The 18,066-nt window shown below is 38.2% G+C and carries 16 protein-coding genes; 10 read left to right on the forward strand and 6 right to left on the reverse strand.

The genetic code is table 11. The features are described from left to right. The first annotated feature begins 25 nt into the window (after nt 1–25). The 6 genes from D0T08_RS21350 to D0T08_RS21375 all read left to right on the forward strand — a co-directional run bounded on the left by D0T08_RS21350 (nt 26) and on the right by D0T08_RS21375 (nt 7,697). Complete coding sequence (locus tag D0T08_RS21350) at nt 26–1,327, forward strand: vanadium-dependent haloperoxidase (protein WP_116984719.1); 1,302 nt, start codon at nt 26–28, stop codon at nt 1,325–1,327. 118 nt (nt 1,328–1,445) lie between these two features. Beyond that, the gene (locus D0T08_RS21355) at nt 1,446–3,158 is read left to right on the forward strand and encodes a GMC oxidoreductase (RefSeq protein ID WP_116984720.1); all 1,713 of its coding nucleotides are present in this window, start codon (nt 1,446–1,448) and stop codon (nt 3,156–3,158) included. 44 nt (nt 3,159–3,202) lie between these two features. Beyond that, nucleotides 3,203–4,270: a cellulase family glycosylhydrolase gene (locus tag D0T08_RS21360; RefSeq protein WP_116984721.1), complete on the forward strand. Its 1,068-nt coding sequence runs from the start codon at nt 3,203–3,205 to the stop codon at nt 4,268–4,270. A gap of 197 nt (nt 4,271–4,467) precedes the next feature. Then, complete coding sequence (locus D0T08_RS21365) at nt 4,468–5,508, forward strand: cellulase family glycosylhydrolase (RefSeq protein ID WP_116984722.1); 1,041 nt, start codon at nt 4,468–4,470, stop codon at nt 5,506–5,508. Between the two features lie 102 nt (nt 5,509–5,610). After that, on the forward strand, nt 5,611–7,083 hold the full coding sequence (locus D0T08_RS21370) for an arylsulfatase (protein WP_116984723.1): 1,473 nt from the start codon (nt 5,611–5,613) through the stop codon (nt 7,081–7,083). Between the two features lie 287 nt (nt 7,084–7,370). Then, the gene (locus D0T08_RS21375; protein WP_116984724.1) at nt 7,371–7,697 is read left to right on the forward strand and encodes a LytTR family DNA-binding domain-containing protein; all 327 of its coding nucleotides are present in this window, start codon (nt 7,371–7,373) and stop codon (nt 7,695–7,697) included. A 211-nt stretch (nt 7,698–7,908) separates the two neighbouring features. Here D0T08_RS21375 and D0T08_RS21380 read toward each other — a convergent pair whose 3' ends face one another. From D0T08_RS21380 to D0T08_RS21400, 5 genes are all read right to left on the reverse strand, one after another. Beyond that, on the reverse strand, nt 7,909–8,547 hold the full coding sequence (locus D0T08_RS21380; protein ID WP_116984725.1) for a DedA family protein: 639 nt from the start codon (nt 8,545–8,547) through the stop codon (nt 7,909–7,911). 32 nt (nt 8,548–8,579) lie between these two features. Beyond that, nucleotides 8,580–9,032, reverse strand: a complete 453-nt coding sequence (locus D0T08_RS21385) for a VOC family protein (RefSeq protein WP_116984726.1) — start codon at nt 9,030–9,032, stop codon at nt 8,580–8,582. An 86-nt stretch (nt 9,033–9,118) separates the two neighbouring features. After that, nucleotides 9,119–10,996, reverse strand: coding sequence for an ABC-F family ATP-binding cassette domain-containing protein (locus D0T08_RS21390; protein WP_116984727.1), 1,878 nt, complete (start codon nt 10,994–10,996; stop codon nt 9,119–9,121). Nucleotides 10,997–11,052: 56 nt separating this feature from the next. After that, nucleotides 11,053–11,346: a hypothetical protein gene (locus D0T08_RS21395; RefSeq protein ID WP_116984728.1), complete on the reverse strand. Its 294-nt coding sequence runs from the start codon at nt 11,344–11,346 to the stop codon at nt 11,053–11,055. A gap of 84 nt (nt 11,347–11,430) precedes the next feature. Beyond that, nucleotides 11,431–11,784 carry a hypothetical protein gene (locus D0T08_RS21400; protein ID WP_116984729.1) on the reverse strand — a complete coding sequence of 118 codons (354 nt, stop codon included), beginning with the start codon at nt 11,782–11,784 and terminating at the stop codon, nt 11,431–11,433. 518 nt (nt 11,785–12,302) lie between these two features. Here D0T08_RS21400 and D0T08_RS21405 point away from each other — a divergent pair. Further along, on the forward strand, nt 12,303–12,902 hold the full coding sequence (locus D0T08_RS21405; protein ID WP_116984730.1) for a porin family protein: 600 nt from the start codon (nt 12,303–12,305) through the stop codon (nt 12,900–12,902). A gap of 190 nt (nt 12,903–13,092) precedes the next feature. On the opposite strand, the gene hemJ is transcribed toward D0T08_RS21405, so the two are convergent. Further along, entirely contained in the window at nt 13,093–13,662 is a 570-nt protein-coding gene (gene hemJ, locus D0T08_RS21410) for a protoporphyrinogen oxidase HemJ (protein WP_116984731.1), read from the reverse strand. An 86-nt stretch (nt 13,663–13,748) separates the two neighbouring features. Between hemJ and D0T08_RS21415 the strand changes: the two genes are divergently transcribed. From D0T08_RS21415 to D0T08_RS21425, 3 genes are all read left to right on the forward strand, one after another. Further along, nucleotides 13,749–15,623 (forward strand): OmpA family protein, encoded by a 1,875-nt coding sequence (locus tag D0T08_RS21415; RefSeq protein ID WP_116984732.1) that lies wholly within the window; start codon nt 13,749–13,751, stop codon nt 15,621–15,623. Between the two features lie 115 nt (nt 15,624–15,738). Continuing rightward, nucleotides 15,739–16,680 (forward strand): thioredoxin-disulfide reductase, encoded by a 942-nt coding sequence (gene trxB / locus D0T08_RS21420; RefSeq protein WP_116984733.1) that lies wholly within the window; start codon nt 15,739–15,741, stop codon nt 16,678–16,680. Between the two features lie 89 nt (nt 16,681–16,769). Next, nucleotides 16,770–17,891 carry a peptidoglycan DD-metalloendopeptidase family protein gene (locus D0T08_RS21425; RefSeq protein WP_116984734.1) on the forward strand — a complete coding sequence of 374 codons (1,122 nt, stop codon included), beginning with the start codon at nt 16,770–16,772 and terminating at the stop codon, nt 17,889–17,891. The last annotated feature ends 175 nt before the right edge of the window (nt 17,892–18,066 follow it).

Genomic DNA, 18,066 nt, shown 5'->3' on the forward strand with positions numbered 1-18,066 from the left:
GAAAACCTTAATACTATTCATCCCAATGAGATTTGCATTACTAATATTAGTTTGTGCTTATATAACAATTGGTTGTACAAACAAAACTGAACAATTACCTAAACTTGATAGCAAGGAAATAAGTAACGTCATTAACCGAATGACCGACATCATGATTCATGATGTATCAAATCCTCCTTTAGCATCACGATTCTTTTCTTATGCCTGTCTGGCAGGCTATGAAGTTGCTTCTCAAAACAACGATTCTATTCCTTCAATGGAAGGTAAACTGAATGGCTACCCAGATATAAAGAAACCTAAAGTTTCTGGTGCTTTTTCACCAGATGCAGCAGCTATTCTCGCCATGATGGAAACCGCTAAGAAAATGCAGCCATCGGGAAAAATCCTAGGAGATTATGAGGAAAAATGGATAGATTCTTGTCAGACCCTTGGTTTTTCGCAGGAAGTGATGGAGAACTCATTAACCTATGCTCAAGACATCAGCAAGCAGATATTAGCCTATGCGAAAGCAGATAAATACAATAAAATCAGCAATTATCCACGCTATACACCTGGAGGTAAAGATGGTGATTGGTTTCCTACACCACCTGCTTATTTCCCTCCGGTTGAGCCTTATTTTCATACTGTCCGGTCTTTCACACTTGATTCTGCTAATCAGTTTGATCCCATAAAACCTATTCCTTTTTCAACGGATAAGAAATCAGAATTTTATCAATTAATGCTAAACCTTTATAACGAGAAATTGTCAAAAGAGCATAGAGAGATAGCTGCTTTCTGGGATTGTAATCCCTTTGCTTTGCAAGATAACGGGCACCTGATGGTAGGTGTAAAAAAGATTTCTCCGGGTGCGCATTGGATGGGGATTGTTGGCATAGTGTGTAAACAAAAGAACCTGAGTCTTGCTAAAAGTTTGCAGATTCATACGGCAGTAGCTATAGGATTAATGGATGGTTTTATAGGCTGTTGGGGAGAGAAGTATCGGAGTAATCGTGTTCGTCCGGAAACGGCCATCAGAAAATACATTGACCCTAACTGGCGACCATTATTACAGACCCCTCCATTTCCTGAATACCTGAGTGGCCACTCAACGATTTCAACTACATCGGCCGTAATTCTGACACATTTTTTAGGTGATAATTTTGCTTATATAGATACGGTTGAAAAACGATACGGCCTGCCGCCCCGCTCGTTTGCTTCGTTCAATGCTGCTGCTGAAGAGGCCGCTATTTCGCGGTTTTACGGAGGCATTCATTTTGTAGATGCGATTGAACATGGGCAAACACAAGGTACTAAAGTGGGTCAGCAAGTATTGAAACGATTGAATTAGAATATTTTTAGAAAAAGTATTGATTTTTTGACTGAAAATTAAAATATTTACATAGGAAATAACGTAATAAAGACCTATTTAACCTATTCAGATTTAGAACCCTAATAAGAATTTCCTGATGTCGTATTTGAATATTGACAGCATTAAAGAACGTACTTTCGATGCTATTGTGATTGGCTCTGGTATGAGTGGTGGTTGGGCAGCGAAAGACCTGACTGAAAAAGGATTGAAAACCCTTGTTTTAGAACGTGGACGTAATATTGAACACGTTAAAGATTATCCTACTACTTTAAAGAATCCATGGGAGTTTGAACACTTAGGACAAGTGCCCAAGGCTGTTATCGAAGAATACAAAATCCCAAGCAGACATTATATTTTTAGTGAAAGTACCTTGCATTTTTTAGTAAAAGATGCAGAGCAAGAGTATGTTCAGGAGCATCCTTTTGATTGGATGCGTGCTTATCAGGTAGGAGGGCGCTCGTTGTTGTGGGCAAGACAAACCCAACGCTGGAGCGATTTTGATTTTGAAGGCCCGGCTCGCGATGGTTATGCTACTGACTGGCCTATCAGATATGCCGACATTGCTCCTTGGTATAGTTACGTAGAAAAGTTTGCAGGGATTTCTGGTAACCGGGATGGTGTGCCTACTTTGCCGGATGGAGAGTTTTTACCGGCTCACGAAATGAGTTGTGTTGAAAAACACTTCAAACAACAAATGTCAATTCATTATAAGGATAGATATGTTGTGATGGGCCGCGCGGCTCATTTGACACAGCCCAAAGATATTCATTATAAACAAGGCCGTGCTCAATGCCAGAACCGTGTCATATGTGAGAGAGGATGCCCCTATGGAGGATATTTCAGCAGTGCATCTGCCACTATCCCTTGGGCCATGCGTACAGGCAAGCTTACACTTCGTCCGCATTCGGTGGTTCATTCGGTTATTTATGATGAGAAAAAGCAAAAGGCAGTTGGTGTGCGCATTGTAGATGCCAATACCAAAGAAATGATTGAGTATTATGCCCGAATTATCTTTGTGAATGCTTCTACAGTCAATTCTAACCTGATTTTGCTGAACTCTATTTCTAATCGTTTTCCGAATGGATTAGGAAATGATAATGGCATTTTAGGGAAATACATGGCATTCCATACTTTCAGGGGTAGAATTACTGCCGAATATGATGGATTGCTGGATTCAACGACTGAGGGCAAACGCCCGAATAGCAGTTATGTGCCTCGTTTCCGGAATGTATATAAGCAGGAAACCGACTTTTTGAGAGGGTATGCCGCAGGTTTCAGCACTTCGCGTGGTTTGGTACCAAGTGGTACAGGTATTGGTGAAGATTTGAAAAGCCAGTTGATGCAACCAAAATTGGGACTTTGGCAAATAAACTCCCACATGATGGGTGAAACGATTCCTAAGGAAGTAAGCCGGGTTTGGTTAGATAAAGATTTAAAAGATAAGTACGGTATTCCGCAGTTGCATGTGTCGGTTCAGTATGATGATAATGACGATAAGATGCTGAAAGATTTCTGGGAACAGTTTTCAGAAATGTATTCAAAAGCAGGATTCAAAAATATTCAGACATCTGATACCAAAAGAAATCCAGGTAGTGAAAACCACGAAATGGGTGGTGTAAGAATGGGAAAAGACCCTAAAACTTCTATGCTAAATAAATGGAACCAGATGCACAATTGCAAAAATGTATTTGTGACAGATGGGGCCTGTATGCCTTCTACTTCAACTCAAAATCCTTCATTAACTTATATGGCACTCACTGCCCGTGCAGTTGACCACGCCATTAAAGAAATGAAAGCTCAACGATTGTAATTTTAACCAAACATTTATATAACCTAAATAATTATTCGTTTGTCATGAGAAAAAACTTTTTGACACCTTTTTTCTCTGCCTCATACTTTGCTGATGCGCGAAGATGGACAGTAGAAAAAGCTAATGCCTGGTATGCTAAACAACCCCAGTTTGTAGGTGTAAACTTTATTCCGAGTACTGCTATTAATGAGCTGGAAATGTGGCAGGCTGATACCTTTGATCCTGAAACTATTGACAGAGAATTAGGTTGGGCAGAAGACCTTGGAATGAACATTATAAGAGTGTATCTACATAATATTCCTTATGATACCGACAAAAAGGGTTTTATCAGTCGCATTAATCAATTTTTGGAAATTGCAGATAAGCATCATATAAAAGTGATTTTTGTTTTGTTTGACTCCTGCTGGAATGATAATCCGGTGGCAGGCAAGCAAATAGAACCTATTCCGGGTAAACATAACTCGGGTTGGGTAAGATGTCCGGGCACTAAAATGTTGTTTGATTCAAGAACGTGGGGTAGCCTGGAAGCCTACACTAAAGGCATTGTCAGCACTTTTGCCGAGGATGAAAGAGTGGTCATGTGGGATGTTTACAATGAGCCTAGTAATTCGGGCTATAACGATGCAGTAATGCCTCTGTTGAAAAAGGCATTTGAGTGGGCGAGAGCTGCCAAACCTTCGCAACCTTTAACTGCTGGCTGGTGGGATGACCACGATATGAGTAATGAATTTATGTTTGCTAATTCAGATATTATTACTTTTCATAATTATAAAGACCCGCAGAATCTGGAGGCACAGATTATAGAATTGCAAAAAAAATATAAGAGACCTGTGATTTGTACCGAATATATGGCACGAAAACATGATAGCACTTTCGAAGACTGTTTGCCTATATTAGCTAAGTACAATGTAGGAGCCATTAACTGGGGCTTAGTGAAGGGTAAATCAAATACTATTTATGCTTGGGACGAACTTTGGCCTGAGGGAGATGAACCGGACTTATGGTTTCATGATATTTTCAGACCTGATGGTTCTGTCTACAAACAAAGTGAAGTAGATGCCATCAGAAAGGTTACGAAAAAGGCTGCGGAAAAAGTAGAAGAGTTAGTTTAAATTCAGATTAATTTGACAGGGTATTACAAAGTATTAATTTTGTAATACCCTGTGTAATATTAACCCCTAGTCATTTTACCTGACCTACTATTTGCACTCTTTCCCAAAGAGTTTATAATGCTATAAAAGAAATGAGCGCTCTTAAATTGTAATTCAAATAGTTTTTAAACATAAATAAATCAAGTATTCGTATTCTCATGAAAAAAAGCCTTTTGTTGCTCTTATTATTTGTTTCCTTTCTTGCCAACGCACAACGATGGACAGTAGAAAAAGCCAATGCCTGGTATGCAAAGCAGCCACAATTTGTAGGTGCTAATTATATTCCGAACACAGCCATTAATGAATTGGAAATGTGGCAGGCCGATACTTTTGACCCAGCGACAATTGATAAAGAATTAGGTTGGGCAGAAGGTTTGGGCATGAATATTATGAGAGTGTTTCTGCATAATATTCCTTATGATACCGACAAAGCTGGTTTTATCAGCCGAATCAACCAATTCCTGACTATTGCAGATAAACATCATATCAAAATCATGTTTGTCTTATTTGATTCTTGCTGGAATGACAATCCAAAAGCAGGCAAGCAAATGGAGCCAATTATTGGCAAGCATAATTCAGGTTGGGCAAGATGCCCGGGCACCAAAATGTTGTTCGATTCAAGAACATGGGGAAGCCTGGAAGCTTACACTAAAGATATTATCGGTACTTTTGCCAATGATAAAAGGGTAGTTGTATGGGATTTATTCAACGAGCCAAGCAATTCGGGCTATAATGATGCCGTAATGCCATTATTAAGAAAATCATTTGAATGGGCAAGAGCTGCAAAACCATCTCAACCAATTACTGCAGGTTGGTGGACAGACCATCCAATGAGTAATGAGTTTATGTTTGCTAATTCAGATATCATTACTTTCCATAATTATAAAGATGCTGAAAACCTGGAGGCGCAAATTAAAGAATTGAAAAGCAGATACAAACGTCCGTTGATTTGTACCGAATATATGGCCCGCAAACATAAAAGTACTTTTGAAACCTGTTTGCCAATATTTGCTAAATACAAAGTAGGTGCGATTAATTGGGGGTTGGTACAAGGTAAAACCAATACAATCTTTGCATGGGATGAGCCGATGCCAAATGGTGGAGAGCCTGCTTTGTGGTTCCACGAGGTTTTCCGTACTGATGGCTCTGTTTACAAACAAAGCGAAGTAGACGCTATTAAGGCCATTACGAAGAAATAAAATAAATTATAAACTAAAGAGTATCATAAGACTTATATAGTTTTGTGATACTCTTTCTTTAATTTAGACCATCTATAAGTCTGATATAACCCACCAATTGAAATGAGAATCGTCGCAATCTTGTTCCTATGCTTCTTCGCATTAAGTTTACAAGCCCAAAAAGCTAAAAAGCCTAATGTGATTTATATCTATGCAGATGATCTGGGTTATGGCGAATTAGGTTGTTATGGACAAACAAAAATCAAGACTCCAAATCTGGATAAACTGGCTAAAGAAGGCATAAGATTTACTCAGCATTATACCGGTGCACCTGTTTGTGCACCTGCCAGAACCATGCTTATGACCGGCAAACATGCAGGACATGCCTATATCAGAGGGAACTACGAATTGGGTGGTTTTGAAGACAACAAAGAGGGAGGCCAGATGCCTTTACCAGAAGGTGCTTTTACCATTGCTGATTTGATGAAAAAGGCTGGGTATGCTACAGCAGCTATTGGTAAATGGGGATTGGGCATGAGTAACTCAACCGGAGATCCTAACAAACACGGCTTTGATTATTTCTACGGTTACCTGGACCAGAAACAGGCACATAACTTCTATCCAACTCACCTTTGGGAAAATGGTAAATGGGATACTTTGCGCAATTCGTACATTAAGGTACATGAGGCTTTGCCGAAAGATGAAACAAATCCCCAGGCATTTGAGAAATTCAAAGGCAAGGATTATTCATTAACAAAGATGGCCGAGAAAACGCTTACTTATATCCGCCAACATAAAGACGAACCTTTCTTCCTATACTTACCTTACACTGGCCCACACTTATCTCTTCAGGCTCCCGAAGAAGCTGTGAAAGAGTATATTGGTCAATTTGAGGAGCAGCCTTATAGAGGAGAGAAAGGCTATGCTTCAACCCTTTACCCTAGATCTACTTATGCTGCTATGATTACCTATATGGATAAACAGATAGGGCGTATTATGGCCTTGCTAAAAGAACTGAACCTGGATGAAAACACATTGGTAATGTTCAGCAGTGATAACGGTGCTACTTTTGATACAGGTGGGGCTGATATTAATTTTTTCAACAGCATAGCCGGACTTCGTGGCAGAAAGCAGGATTTGTATGAGGGTGGTATCAGAGAACCTTTTATAGCCAAATGGCCAAAGAAAATAAAAGCCGGACAAATCTCGGATTTAGTGTCTACCCAATACGATTTGATGGAAACACTAGCTGAGCTTACGGGAGTAAAACCAGCCAAAAACGATGGTATCTCTTTTCTGCCAACCCTACTAGGCAATACTCAACAGCAAAAACATCATCCTTACCTTTATTTTGAATTTCCCGAAAAGGGCGGACAGGTGGCTGTTCGTATGGGTAACTTTAAAGGCGTGAAGAGTAATATGAAAAAAGATAAAGACGCCAACTGGGAAATCTACGATTTAAAAAACGACGAAAAAGAAACTACTGACATTAGTAGTCTTCACCCTGAATTGATAAAGCAATTTGAAGCTATTGTCAAAAAAGAACACCAACCTTCACACATCAGAGAGTGGGAGTTTATTGACCCAAAATTCTGATTTAACTTATCGACTTACTTTTCAATTTCTAAACTGACTCACGTATAATCATGTGACTACCAGCGTATTTATACTTTTGTGGGCTTGACATATACTGTCTGGACAGTAGAAGATTCCATCAAAAATACCATTAGGTTAGTATTTTATCTGCTTTCTTTCTTTTAGAACTTTGATAAAAAAAAGAGGAATGAAACTGCTATCGCAAGTGATTTCTCAATTAGGTCAAACTGCTATTTATCTACACTTATCAAAGAATTTTAATCGAAACCCTCTAAAACTCCCTGGTTATGTTTAAAGATTATAATATCTATTCGCAGGATATAGTTTATCTCAAAGCAGATATTAACTATACCGAGTTTTACCTAAAAGATGGCAAGAAGATTGTCTCTTCTTTGTCACTTAAACATCATGAAGCCGATGAGCGCCTAAAAGGCTTCTTACGCGTACACAAATCTTATCTTGTTAATCAGTTGTATATCGGCCAGTATCGGTCGTATCAAAAAGACGTGAGAATTTATCTGACTAATGGATATGAAATTAAAGTGGCCAGACGAAGACGTGTCGCTATAAAGAAAAGTCTTAAATCTATACCAAAAGTAAGTGTAAAAGATTAGATAGTGACAAAGAAAGATGCATATTTTGCTGTGACTAAACACTTCCTTAATCAAATACCGTAGATTGTTTAATTGAATTTTTCTTTTTGAGTTCGACATGTAAAATCAGGCCAATATGTGCAATATAAACAGAACGTTATCATTGCAACTAGAAAGTCATTTGAAATAAATACTGATGTAAATCTGTATTATTGTAGGTTTGCACCAGTATTTATTTACTTTCATTCAATTCTTTCTTTGCGTTCAGATAACCTCTGACAACCGTAAAGGTTGTTACCGCAAGGAAGAAAATAATGATATATTCTACGTAATTGATAATTCCGGGAAAACGCTCTCCAAAATAAAAACCACCGCCAACAAGCGAAAGTACCCAGATAGCTCCACCTAAAACATTAAAAATTGAAAACTTGTAAAATTGCATCTTTACAATTCCGGCCAGAATAGGGGAGAACGTGCGCACTACCGGAAGAAAACGAGCAATGATCAATGTCTGGCTACCATATTTGGCAAAATACTTACGGGTGCTTTCAATATGCTTTTTCTTGAAAAATAGGGAGTCCGGCCTTGCTTGTATCCGGTCGCCGAAATACCAACCAGAAAAATACCCAACAAACGAACCTATTACTGCTGCAAGAAATATACAAAGCATCAATAGCGGGAGTGGAACATTCAGGATTTTGGTACCACAGAACACGCCTGAAAGGAACAAAAGATAATCGCCGGGAAGGAAGAAACCAAAAAAGAAACCGTTTTCAATGAAAATAATCAGGGTAATAGCTACTAAGCCCCCCGTTCGGATTAATTCTTCCGAATCCATTAAATATTGTAACCAACTATTTACCTGTTCCATCGAAATATCTTTTAGCTTTTTCTGAATAGATTTTATTGTACTTTAGGCTCATTCAATTCAATTACGTAACCATCCGGATCAGTAACGTAAATCTGATACGCTCCGTCAAATCTTTGCTGGCGATGATAAGCTACACCTTTTTCCTTTAAATATGCCTCAATACTATCGGCAGATTTTGCAGGGATAGTCCACGAAAAGTGCCCACCATTTTTATCATTATTAGTTACCGGATCTTTTCTCCCTAATAAAAGGTGTAATTCCTGCCCTGGTGCAATCTGAAACCAACGTCTGATAGCTGTTAGGTTATCAGGAACCGTAAGCGGTTGTAAACCCACAATTTCACGATAGAATTTAGCGCTTGCCTGTAGGTCTTTTACATATAATCCCACGTGGTTGTATGATTGAATAGGAATACCTTTCGATTGAGCAAAGCTATTGACAGAAATACCTAACAAAAGAACAAGAATGCATTTAGAAAGATTCATAGGTTTTGTGTTTATATAAAGGTTGAAAATAGTTTTAATAATTTATTAATAAATTACACAGAAGGAGCATATACATTTTGAATACCTTAAGCTAATTCTGATAATTCTAACCAACGCATTTCTTTTTCGGCAATATCTTCATTTATTTTCTCAAAATCTTTCGCCCAAGCTGCCAGTTCTTCGTGCGAACCATTACCAGAATTCATTTTATCAAGCAGTTGCGCTTTGCTTGATTCTAATTTTTCAAGGTCTTTCTCGAGACTTTCGTACTCTTTTTGTTCTTTGAAACTTAGCTTTCTTTTACTTTCTACTTTCTGGATCTGTGGCGCAATAGATGGTTTATTATCAGAACTACTTTCTACGTTCCCATTTGCATTCTGAATAGGCTGTTCATCTTTCCAGATACGATAATCAGTATAATTACCCGGAAAATCTCTGATGTGACCATTACCCTCGAAAACAAAAAGGTGGTCAACAATTTTGTCCATAAAATAACGGTCGTGAGATACTACTAACAGACAACCACCAAAGCTGATTAAGAAATCTTCCAGTACATTCAGCGTCGAGATATCCAAATCATTAGTGGGCTCATCTAAAATCAGAAAATTCGGGTTTTGAACCAATATTTTCAATAATTGCAGACGACGTTTTTCGCCACCACTCAATTTATGAACAAAGCTATATTGCATAGCCGGTGGAAACAAAAATAGTGTCAGGAAATTGGATATAGAAAGCTCGCTTCCATCGGCCATTTTTACATATTCGGCAATCTCTCGCACTACATCTATTACTCTTTGCCCATCTTCAAAATCCAGCCCTTCTTGTGAATAGTATCCTATTTTAATGGTTTCGCCCGTTACAACCCTACCCATATCAGGTTTTACTTTCTCAGTGATAACTTCAAGCAGGGTAGTTTTACCCATTCCATTTTTGCCCACAATTCCAATTCTATCACCCCTCTTGAAAGTATACGAAAACTCCGAAATTACCTTTTGCGTATCAAAAGCCTTACTCACATGTTGTATTTCAATGATTTTACTACCCATCCGCTCCATCTTCATGCTCAATTCCAATTTTTCTTCAGGGCCTTTCTTAACAGTCTTGCTTTTCAAATCATAGAAAGCATCAATCCGGCTCTGCGATTTTGTCCCGCGAGCTTTTGGCTGGCGGCGCATCCATTCTAATTCTTTCCGCAGCAGGTTTCTATAATTCTTTTGGGTAGCTGCATTTACAGCTTCCTGAGCTTCTTTTTTCTCTAGATAGTAATTATAATTTCCTGTGAATTTATAAATCTGGTTATCGGCGATTTCTAAGATTCGGTTACAGACTTTATCTAAGAAATAACGGTCGTGGGTAACCAAAAGTAAAGTAATATTTGATGAGGATAGATAGCCTTCCAACCATTCGATAGTATCTAGATCCAAGTGATTGGTAGGTTCGTCTAAAATCAGGAAGTCAGGTTCTTCAATCAATACACGGGCAAGTGCTACACGTTTCTGCTGGCCTCCAGATAGGTTGCCAATGAGTTTATCAAAATCTGTGATACCTAATTTACCTAAAATCTGCTTTACTTTTACTTCGTAGTCCCATGCTTTTAGCGTATCTACTTTTTCAATAGCATCAGCCAGCCTTTTATCATCGTGCAGATTCAGTGCAATTTCGTATTCTTTAATAGCAAGTGTGAGTGCATTTTCTGAAGCAAAAATAGTCTCTAGTACTGTTTTCCCTGCTGGCAAATCAGGGTTCTGATCAAGATAGCCCGTTCTTATATCTTTTCTTATACTTATTTCACCCGCATCAACGTCTATTTTGCCAACCAGCATATCGAGCAGTGAAGATTTCCCCGATCCGTTTGAGCCAATCAAAGCTACTTTTTCTCCTTGTAAAATACCAAACGTAAGATTTTTAAAAAGCCAGCGTTCTCCTAAATTCCTTCCTATATTTTCAGCTGATAAATAATTCATAGTTTTTCAGATAATCCCGTTTCCTCTATTGCTCTATATGTTTGGCAAAAATACATTTAATTTTTGGTTAATCTGTTGGCTAATTCTTCCCATTCTTCTTCTATCGAGATTTTGGGCATAGTTTCTCCGGCTCTCCTGTACCAATAATTCGCATTCCATTGGTCGCCTTCTTTGCGATGTAGGTAGGCATGCAAACGATCATATGGTTGTGTGCCTTCTTTGCTTTGAGCAATGTTATGTGAAGCTTCCCAGTCTCCGTTATAATCGTACCAAAGGGCTTGAAGTAAAGGGGATATATCTTGCGGTACTTTTGCAGCCGAAAGTGTGCTTTTAAATGTCTGGATGTTCATCTAATTAATTTTTATATGGATTACAACCAAATTGGATTCTGAGCTTCGTCAAAACCAATAAATTTGCTCAAATTTACAAAACCACTATGTATTTTTACATTGAACTTGTTCAACATTTTTAATCCAACTTTTTCGAAATGACTCCGTAACTATGTCGTCGTTCAAAAAGGTTCCCATCATATGGGTAACCATTTCTGGTTGCACTTTAGTGGTTGTTACTTGCAAACTATTGTTCTCCCAGCTCAAAAAGGTTCCCACCATATGGGTAACCTTTTCTGGTTCCACTTTAGTGGTTAATACTTTAACTAACTCCGAAAATACATACTGGTGAAAATGGACAATCGCTCTTTTAAACGACCTTCCGGATACCTGTATGTCGGCCAGTTCTTTTCCTCTTCTGAGAAATTCCTGAAAAACCGAATACTTCATTTTCTTCATTTTAATAGCATTTATGCAGACGACTAATTGTGGATTGTTATTCAATACTGGGCGTCATCCTAAATTTCCGGCTTAAGCTTATATTTTCAAAATATTTGGGGTAGTTTTTGGTAAAATCGAACTGTTGGATGGTGACCAATAGTGGTTAGGATTTTCATCACTATTTAGAATACAGTATTTTGCGAGAGCCCAAACACCAGATTTTAAAGTAAAGGAGTAAACTTCATTGAATTGTCTGGCTCAAATAATTAGATTTTCTTATTTGATAAAGAATACTATTGACAAATTGGTTGACTAACACAGATATGCTTAAATGGCCTGTTCTTATAAGACGGATTACAAAAACAAAGCATAGAGTTTTTAAAGTGATGATTTACGGGGAAAATTTTCCTCAATATTTTGTATATGCGTTGCCACACATAATATTTTCTTAAAGAGTTTGTCTTAGTGGAATAGTATTTTTAGCTGTAAAAGCGTAAACAGTTTTTTACACATTATTACTACTAAATTCCATTATCATGAAAACCAAATTGTTTTTATTAGGTGCTTTGCTTACCATGACATTTGCTAGTTATGCTCAACCAACAACTTCATGGGGGCCGAAATTGGGGATTAATTTTACATCGTATGCACCAAGAGCCGAAAGTTTCGACGTATTGACAGGTCTGAATGCGGGTTTGTTCTTAAACCATAGTATTAACACTAACTTTGGAGTAACTGTTGAAGCGAATTACTCGCAGTTTGGAACAAGAGTACAAAACGGAGGGAATATCGAGCGAATTCATTACATTCAAATTCCTGTATTAGCCGTGTATTATTTTGGGCAACAAGGAGAGGCTTTTCGTCCGAAATTATTTGCCGGGCCATATCTAGGAATCTTGGCAGGTTCGACAGATAAAGGAGGAAACGAACTTTCAAACGGACAACAGGTATTTAATACGGCTGATGTAGGTGGACAGATTGGCGCCGGATTTAATTTCCGTATCAAACGAGAAACATGGTTGAATACAGACGTACGATACATTCGCGGATTCGGAGATATTACTAAAGAGCCAAGTACAAGTTATCAGAATGCAGGGGTAAACATTAACGTAGGATTAAGTTTCCCTATCAGATAATAATCAAACCACAGAAAATCTTACGGGATTCACCTCCCGTCCTAAACCCCGCTTTGGTTTTTACTGAAGAGGGGTTTATTGGTTAATAACACCCCTAAGCCTAAAGGGGGAACTAAAAAACAATTGAATGCATAGTATACTTAATGAACGCTGTAGTAAAATTAAATGGCCGCGAATCTGTAGTTCCCCTTCAGGGACGGTCCACCGCGCGGTTAGGGACGTTTTTTTCTCTATGCTTTTTGTAAGCTCTCGCAGCTAAGAAAAGTAGAAACCCGAAGGCAATAACTCCTAAAAACAGAAAGGCAAAATTGATAAGATTTTTCACAACTGCCAATAGTACAATAGCTACTAAAAATAATGTAGGTAATTCGTTTAACAATCTGTATTGAAAAGAGTTAAATACCATATATTTTTCACCTTTTTCCAATCGTTCAATGGTTTTTTTGCAGAAAATATGATAGCCTGTCAATAAAACCAATAATACGAGCTTGACATGCAACCAACCTTGTTGCAAAAAATAAGGCGAGTTAATGAGCATCAGAATCCCGAAAGTCCAGGTAATCATCATAGCAGGATTACATATGATTTTATAGGCTCTTTTCTGCATCAGAATATAGTCTTTCTTAAAGGCTTCCCGCAAATGTTCAGGTTTTTGCTCGGCTTCGGCGTAATAAACAAATATTCTAACCAGATAAAATAATCCGGCAAACCATGATACAAAACCGATGATATGTAATGATTTAAGATAAAGATGAAGCATTCAGATGTAATTTAAACTGACGTAATTTTAAGCGCTCAAAAATAAGCAACAAAACCGTACGTTAAACTATAAAACTGATTTTTAAAATGAATAAGCTGTTTTCGTTACTTTTAATTATGTGCGTATCGGGTGCTCTACAGGCGCAAGATACTAAGGCAAAAGAGTTTTACGATAAGGGTGTGAAGAGTTTTGTAGCCAGAAAATCAGACGACGCTACTGAAAATTTATTAAAAGCCATTGAAAAAGATTCAACCTATGCTGATGCTTATTTTAAATTGGGGCAAATGAGTGAGACTGCACGTAACGAAGCGAGCGCTATTAAGTATTATTCGAAAGCCATTAAGTTTAAACCTGAAGAACCAACATACCGACAGGCGTATACCTATATTGGTACACGTGCTTTACGTAATGGAGACTACCAGACTGCCAAGCCATTGTTAGGTTTTGCCTTAAAAAACTCTCCTCCCAATAGCATGATAGTAAAGCAACTCACCAAACAATTGGAGAATTGTAATTTTGCCATAGAAGCTCAGAAGAAAAAACTGAATTTCGATGCCAGCGACATGGGTGAAGTGATAAATTTCAAAAACAATCAATATTTTCCGGTATTGACTGCCGATAACGAAACATTGATTTTTACAGCTCGCTCAGAAGAAGGTGATGAAAACCTCTTCTCCGCTCAATTGGTAGATGGGAAATGGACTAAGCCTAAGAGCATTTCATCGAATATCAATACCCCTGCTAATGAAGGTACCTGCAGTATTTCAGCTGATGGTAGAACACTTGTTTTTACCAGTTGTGATGCCAAAGATAGCTTCGGGAGTTGTGATTTATATATTTCCCGTAAGGTAGGTAATGAGTGGAGTGCACCTGAAAACTTAGGCGCTAGTATCAATACCCGCGAATGGGAGTCTCAACCAAGTCTGTCAAACGATGGGCATGTATTATATTTTTCCTCAAAGCGCCAGGGAGGCTTTGGAGAAAAAGATTTATGGATAAGTGAATTGAAAAATAATGTATGGTCGCCAGCAATCAATCTGGGCAATACTATTAATACCCCAAAAGATGATATTTCACCCTTTATTCATGCCAATGGACATACGCTTTTCTTCGCTTCTGATGGACACACAGGCTTAGGTGGTTTTGATTTGTATATGACTGAGCAAAAACTTTATACTTTCTCAAAGCCCGAAAACCTCGGCTATCCGATTAATACGCACGAAGACCAGGTGGCATTATTCATTACCTCTGATGGCAAAAAGGGCTATTATTCATTTGATACCAAGCAAGCAATCAGGTTATATCAATTTGATATTCCGCAAGAATTAAGTAATCGATTCAGTCGTGTTAATTATGTGAAAGGTATTGTGCAAGAGGCAAAAAGTAAGAAAAACCTTTCTGCTGATATTGAACTCATAGATTTAAAAACAGGAGTAACTATTGAAAGGCTGAAATCAGATGCAATGACGGGCGAATACACAGCAGTATTGCCAAATGGTAGTCATTTTGGGCTATTCATTAGTAAGAAAGACTATTTCAATAGAAGTCTTTCGTTTGATTTTTCTGAAAAAAACGACGTTAATGGCAAGGTAGTGAATATAATATTAGAGCCAATTAAAATGGACATAGATATTGTATTACACAATATTTTCTTTGACTCAGGCAAAGCAGATTTAAAGCCTGAATCATTCTTCGAACTAGATAAATTGAAATTACTTCTGGAAATAAATCCAAAAATTAAAGTTGAAATTTCTGGGCATACAGATAATGTGGGTAAAGACACTGATAACCTTTCCTTATCGCAGAAACGAGCAGAAGCTGTAGTTAATTACTTGATTGGTAAAGGGGTAAGTGCTACTAATGTGAAAGCAGTAGGCTATGGAGAAACCCGCCCGATTGCCGGTAATGATACTGAAGAAAACCGCCAGTTTAATCGTAGGATTGAAATGAAAATCTTGTAAACTTGTCTATCCCGCCAAATTTGATGAACTTTGTGACTTGGAAACTATGTTCAATTATTAGTTATAACTGTAGCTGATAAATTTTACAATCTTTACATTCACGATTATCAATATAATGGCACAAGAAAAAGTAGAAGTGTTAATTTTAGGTTCGGGCCCGGCTGGTTATACAGCAGCTATTTATGCAGCAAGAGCAGGTTTAAAACCAGTAATGTATCAAGGCGGCCAACCGGGAGGACAATTGACTATTACCACCGACGTTGAAAATTTTCCGGGTTATCCTGATGGTATTATGGGCCCTGAAATGATGGAAGATTTTAAAAAACAAGCCGAGCGTTTTGGAACAGACAATAGATGGGGGATGGCTACAAAGGTAGATTTCTCAACGCCAATGGCACATAAAGTTATTATCGACGATGCACACGAAATTATAGCTAATACCGTTATTATTGCTACGGGTGCTTCGGCCAAGTGGTTGGGTTTAGAGTCAGAACAACGTTTAAACGGTTACGGTGTTTCAGCCTGCGCCGTTTGTGATGGATTCTTTTTCAGAGGCCAGAATGTGGCAATAGTTGGTGCAGGTGATACTGCTTGTGAAGAAGCTCATTATCTATCGAAGCTTTGCAAAAAAGTGTATATGCTGGTGCGTAAAGGAGAGTTCAGAGCATCACAGATTATGCAGAAGCGCGTAGAAAATACCCCGAATATTGAGATTCTATACCATACTGAAACAATGGAGGTACTGGGTCAAGAGGGAGTAACGGGTGTAAGAATTAAAAATAATATCACACAGGAAGAATCCTTTTTAGATGTAACCGGATTTTTCGTAGCGATCGGTCACCAGCCTAACACACAAATCTTTAACGGATTTCTGGATATGGATGAGGCAGGTTACCTCGAAACTATCAAAGGAAGTTCAAGAACAAACATTGAAGGAGTATTTGCCTGTGGTGATGCACAAGATAAAATCTATCGTCAGGCCGTTACAGCAGCCGGTTCAGGTTGTATGGCGGCTTTAGATGCAGAGAGATATTTAGCAGAGAAAAGTTTGCATTAGACAACAAAAATGCCTAATATTGTTATGGAGATGTATCAGACCGAAAGTCTGATACATTTTTATGGGGCAACCTAAAAACAAAATACAAAATGAAAAAGGCTTTATTTACCATTATTGCTTTGTTTGTTCTTTTGAGTGTCGGCTATGCGCAGACAACAAAAGAAAGAGGGGCAAGATTGAATAAACCAACCATTCCTTCAACGCAGAAAGAAGCGAAAAATAAGAACCTGAACAAGCCGCAGAAGCAAGATGATGAGTTTAGCTTTGAGGAAGAGCCAAAGCTACGCTTTATTAATGAGTTCGACGCGCCGAAATCTGATAAAAGTTCTAATCTGAAAATTGAGCCAATCAAAGAATTGAATGCTGCTGTGCATGAAGATACTTCTTCTATTGATGAGGGGCAGGTAGAAGTGGTAGAGATTGAAGAAGAGGCGCAATTTGCAGGCAGTGAAGATATGGTGAAAATTGCCAGCTATTATTCCGTTTGGAATACTGATGTAATTGATCCTTATGGTATTGATGCGAAAGATTATGAGGAAGTAGTACCGATTCAGTTGTATGATATTAATCAGGGAAGATATTGGTCAGGCCCAATGGCTAAGGGTGTAACAAACTCACAATTTGGATGGAGATGGCGCCGTTGGCATACAGGTATTGATTTGGACCTTGATACAGGTGAACCTATCTACGCTGCCTTTGACGGTATTATTCGTGTGGCAGGCGTACATGGTGGTTATGGACGTTGTGTTGTGGTAAGACACTACAATGGCTTAGAAACCTTGTATGGGCACTTGTCAAAAATTAACTTTGAAGCCAACACAGTAGTAAAAGCAGGTGATGAAATCGGAAAAGGTGGAAACACCGGAAGAAGTTCTGGCCCACACTTACATTTTGAAACACGTTATGAAGGCAATCCTTTCGATCCGAAAAATATCTTTACTTTCAATCCTGAAAAAATAGATATTAATTCTGCCGAATTTACGATGTCGTCTCGTGTGTATGATTATCTGAGAGGTGGAGCAAGCAAAGGAGATTTTGAATTTGACGAACCTCAGGTAGTTAGCCGTAAGGTATGGACAAAAGTGCGTTCAGGAGACACACTCTCTGAAATTGCAGACCGTTTCCATACAACTGTGGGAAATCTGACAAGAATGAACCGTATTAAATCGAGTACAAGACTTCGTCCGGGTTACCGTTTGAGAGTGAAATAGAGGTATAAAAAAGATATTTTATCAGCGACGTGAAACTATTTACGTCGCTTTTTTTTTAATCTATTTAGTGATTCTTTTAATTGCGAATTAGCGAATGCTGAATTAGAGAATAAATGTTTTTTGATATTCGCTAATTCTTAATTCACCATTCACAATTAATCAATAACTCAATCAC

The sequence above is a fragment of the Emticicia sp. C21 genome (genome assembly GCF_003418935.1).
Lineage (GTDB): Bacteria > Bacteroidota > Bacteroidia > Cytophagales > Spirosomataceae > Emticicia.

Bases quoted from the DNA above. Each gene is read 5' to 3' on its own strand.
- D0T08_RS21405 (WP_116984730.1), top strand. From the start codon at position 12,303: ATGAAAACCAAATTGTTTTTATTAGGTGCTTTGCTTACCATGACATTT.
- D0T08_RS21355 (WP_116984720.1), top strand. From the start codon at position 1,446: ATGTCGTATTTGAATATTGACAGCATTAAAGAACGTACTTTCGATGCT.
- D0T08_RS21415 (WP_116984732.1), top strand. From the start codon at position 13,749: ATGAATAAGCTGTTTTCGTTACTTTTAATTATGTGCGTATCGGGTGCT.
- hemJ (WP_116984731.1), bottom strand. From the start codon at position 13,662: ATGCTTCATCTTTATCTTAAATCATTACATATCATCGGTTTTGTATCA.
- D0T08_RS21400 (WP_116984729.1), bottom strand. From the start codon at position 11,784: ATGAAGAAAATGAAGTATTCGGTTTTTCAGGAATTTCTCAGAAGAGGA.
- D0T08_RS21425 (WP_116984734.1), top strand. From the start codon at position 16,770: ATGAAAAAGGCTTTATTTACCATTATTGCTTTGTTTGTTCTTTTGAGT.
- D0T08_RS21390 (WP_116984727.1), bottom strand. From the start codon at position 10,996: ATGAATTATTTATCAGCTGAAAATATAGGAAGGAATTTAGGAGAACGC.
- D0T08_RS21375 (WP_116984724.1), top strand. From the start codon at position 7,371: ATGTTTAAAGATTATAATATCTATTCGCAGGATATAGTTTATCTCAAA.
- D0T08_RS21365 (WP_116984722.1), top strand. From the start codon at position 4,468: ATGAAAAAAAGCCTTTTGTTGCTCTTATTATTTGTTTCCTTTCTTGCC.
- D0T08_RS21370 (WP_116984723.1), top strand. From the start codon at position 5,611: ATGAGAATCGTCGCAATCTTGTTCCTATGCTTCTTCGCATTAAGTTTA.
- D0T08_RS21360 (WP_116984721.1), top strand. From the start codon at position 3,203: ATGAGAAAAAACTTTTTGACACCTTTTTTCTCTGCCTCATACTTTGCT.
- D0T08_RS21385 (WP_116984726.1), bottom strand. From the start codon at position 9,032: ATGAATCTTTCTAAATGCATTCTTGTTCTTTTGTTAGGTATTTCTGTC.
- D0T08_RS21380 (WP_116984725.1), bottom strand. From the start codon at position 8,547: ATGGAACAGGTAAATAGTTGGTTACAATATTTAATGGATTCGGAAGAA.
- trxB (WP_116984733.1), top strand. From the start codon at position 15,739: ATGGCACAAGAAAAAGTAGAAGTGTTAATTTTAGGTTCGGGCCCGGCT.
- D0T08_RS21395 (WP_116984728.1), bottom strand. From the start codon at position 11,346: ATGAACATCCAGACATTTAAAAGCACACTTTCGGCTGCAAAAGTACCG.
- D0T08_RS21350 (WP_116984719.1), top strand. From the start codon at position 26: ATGAGATTTGCATTACTAATATTAGTTTGTGCTTATATAACAATTGGT.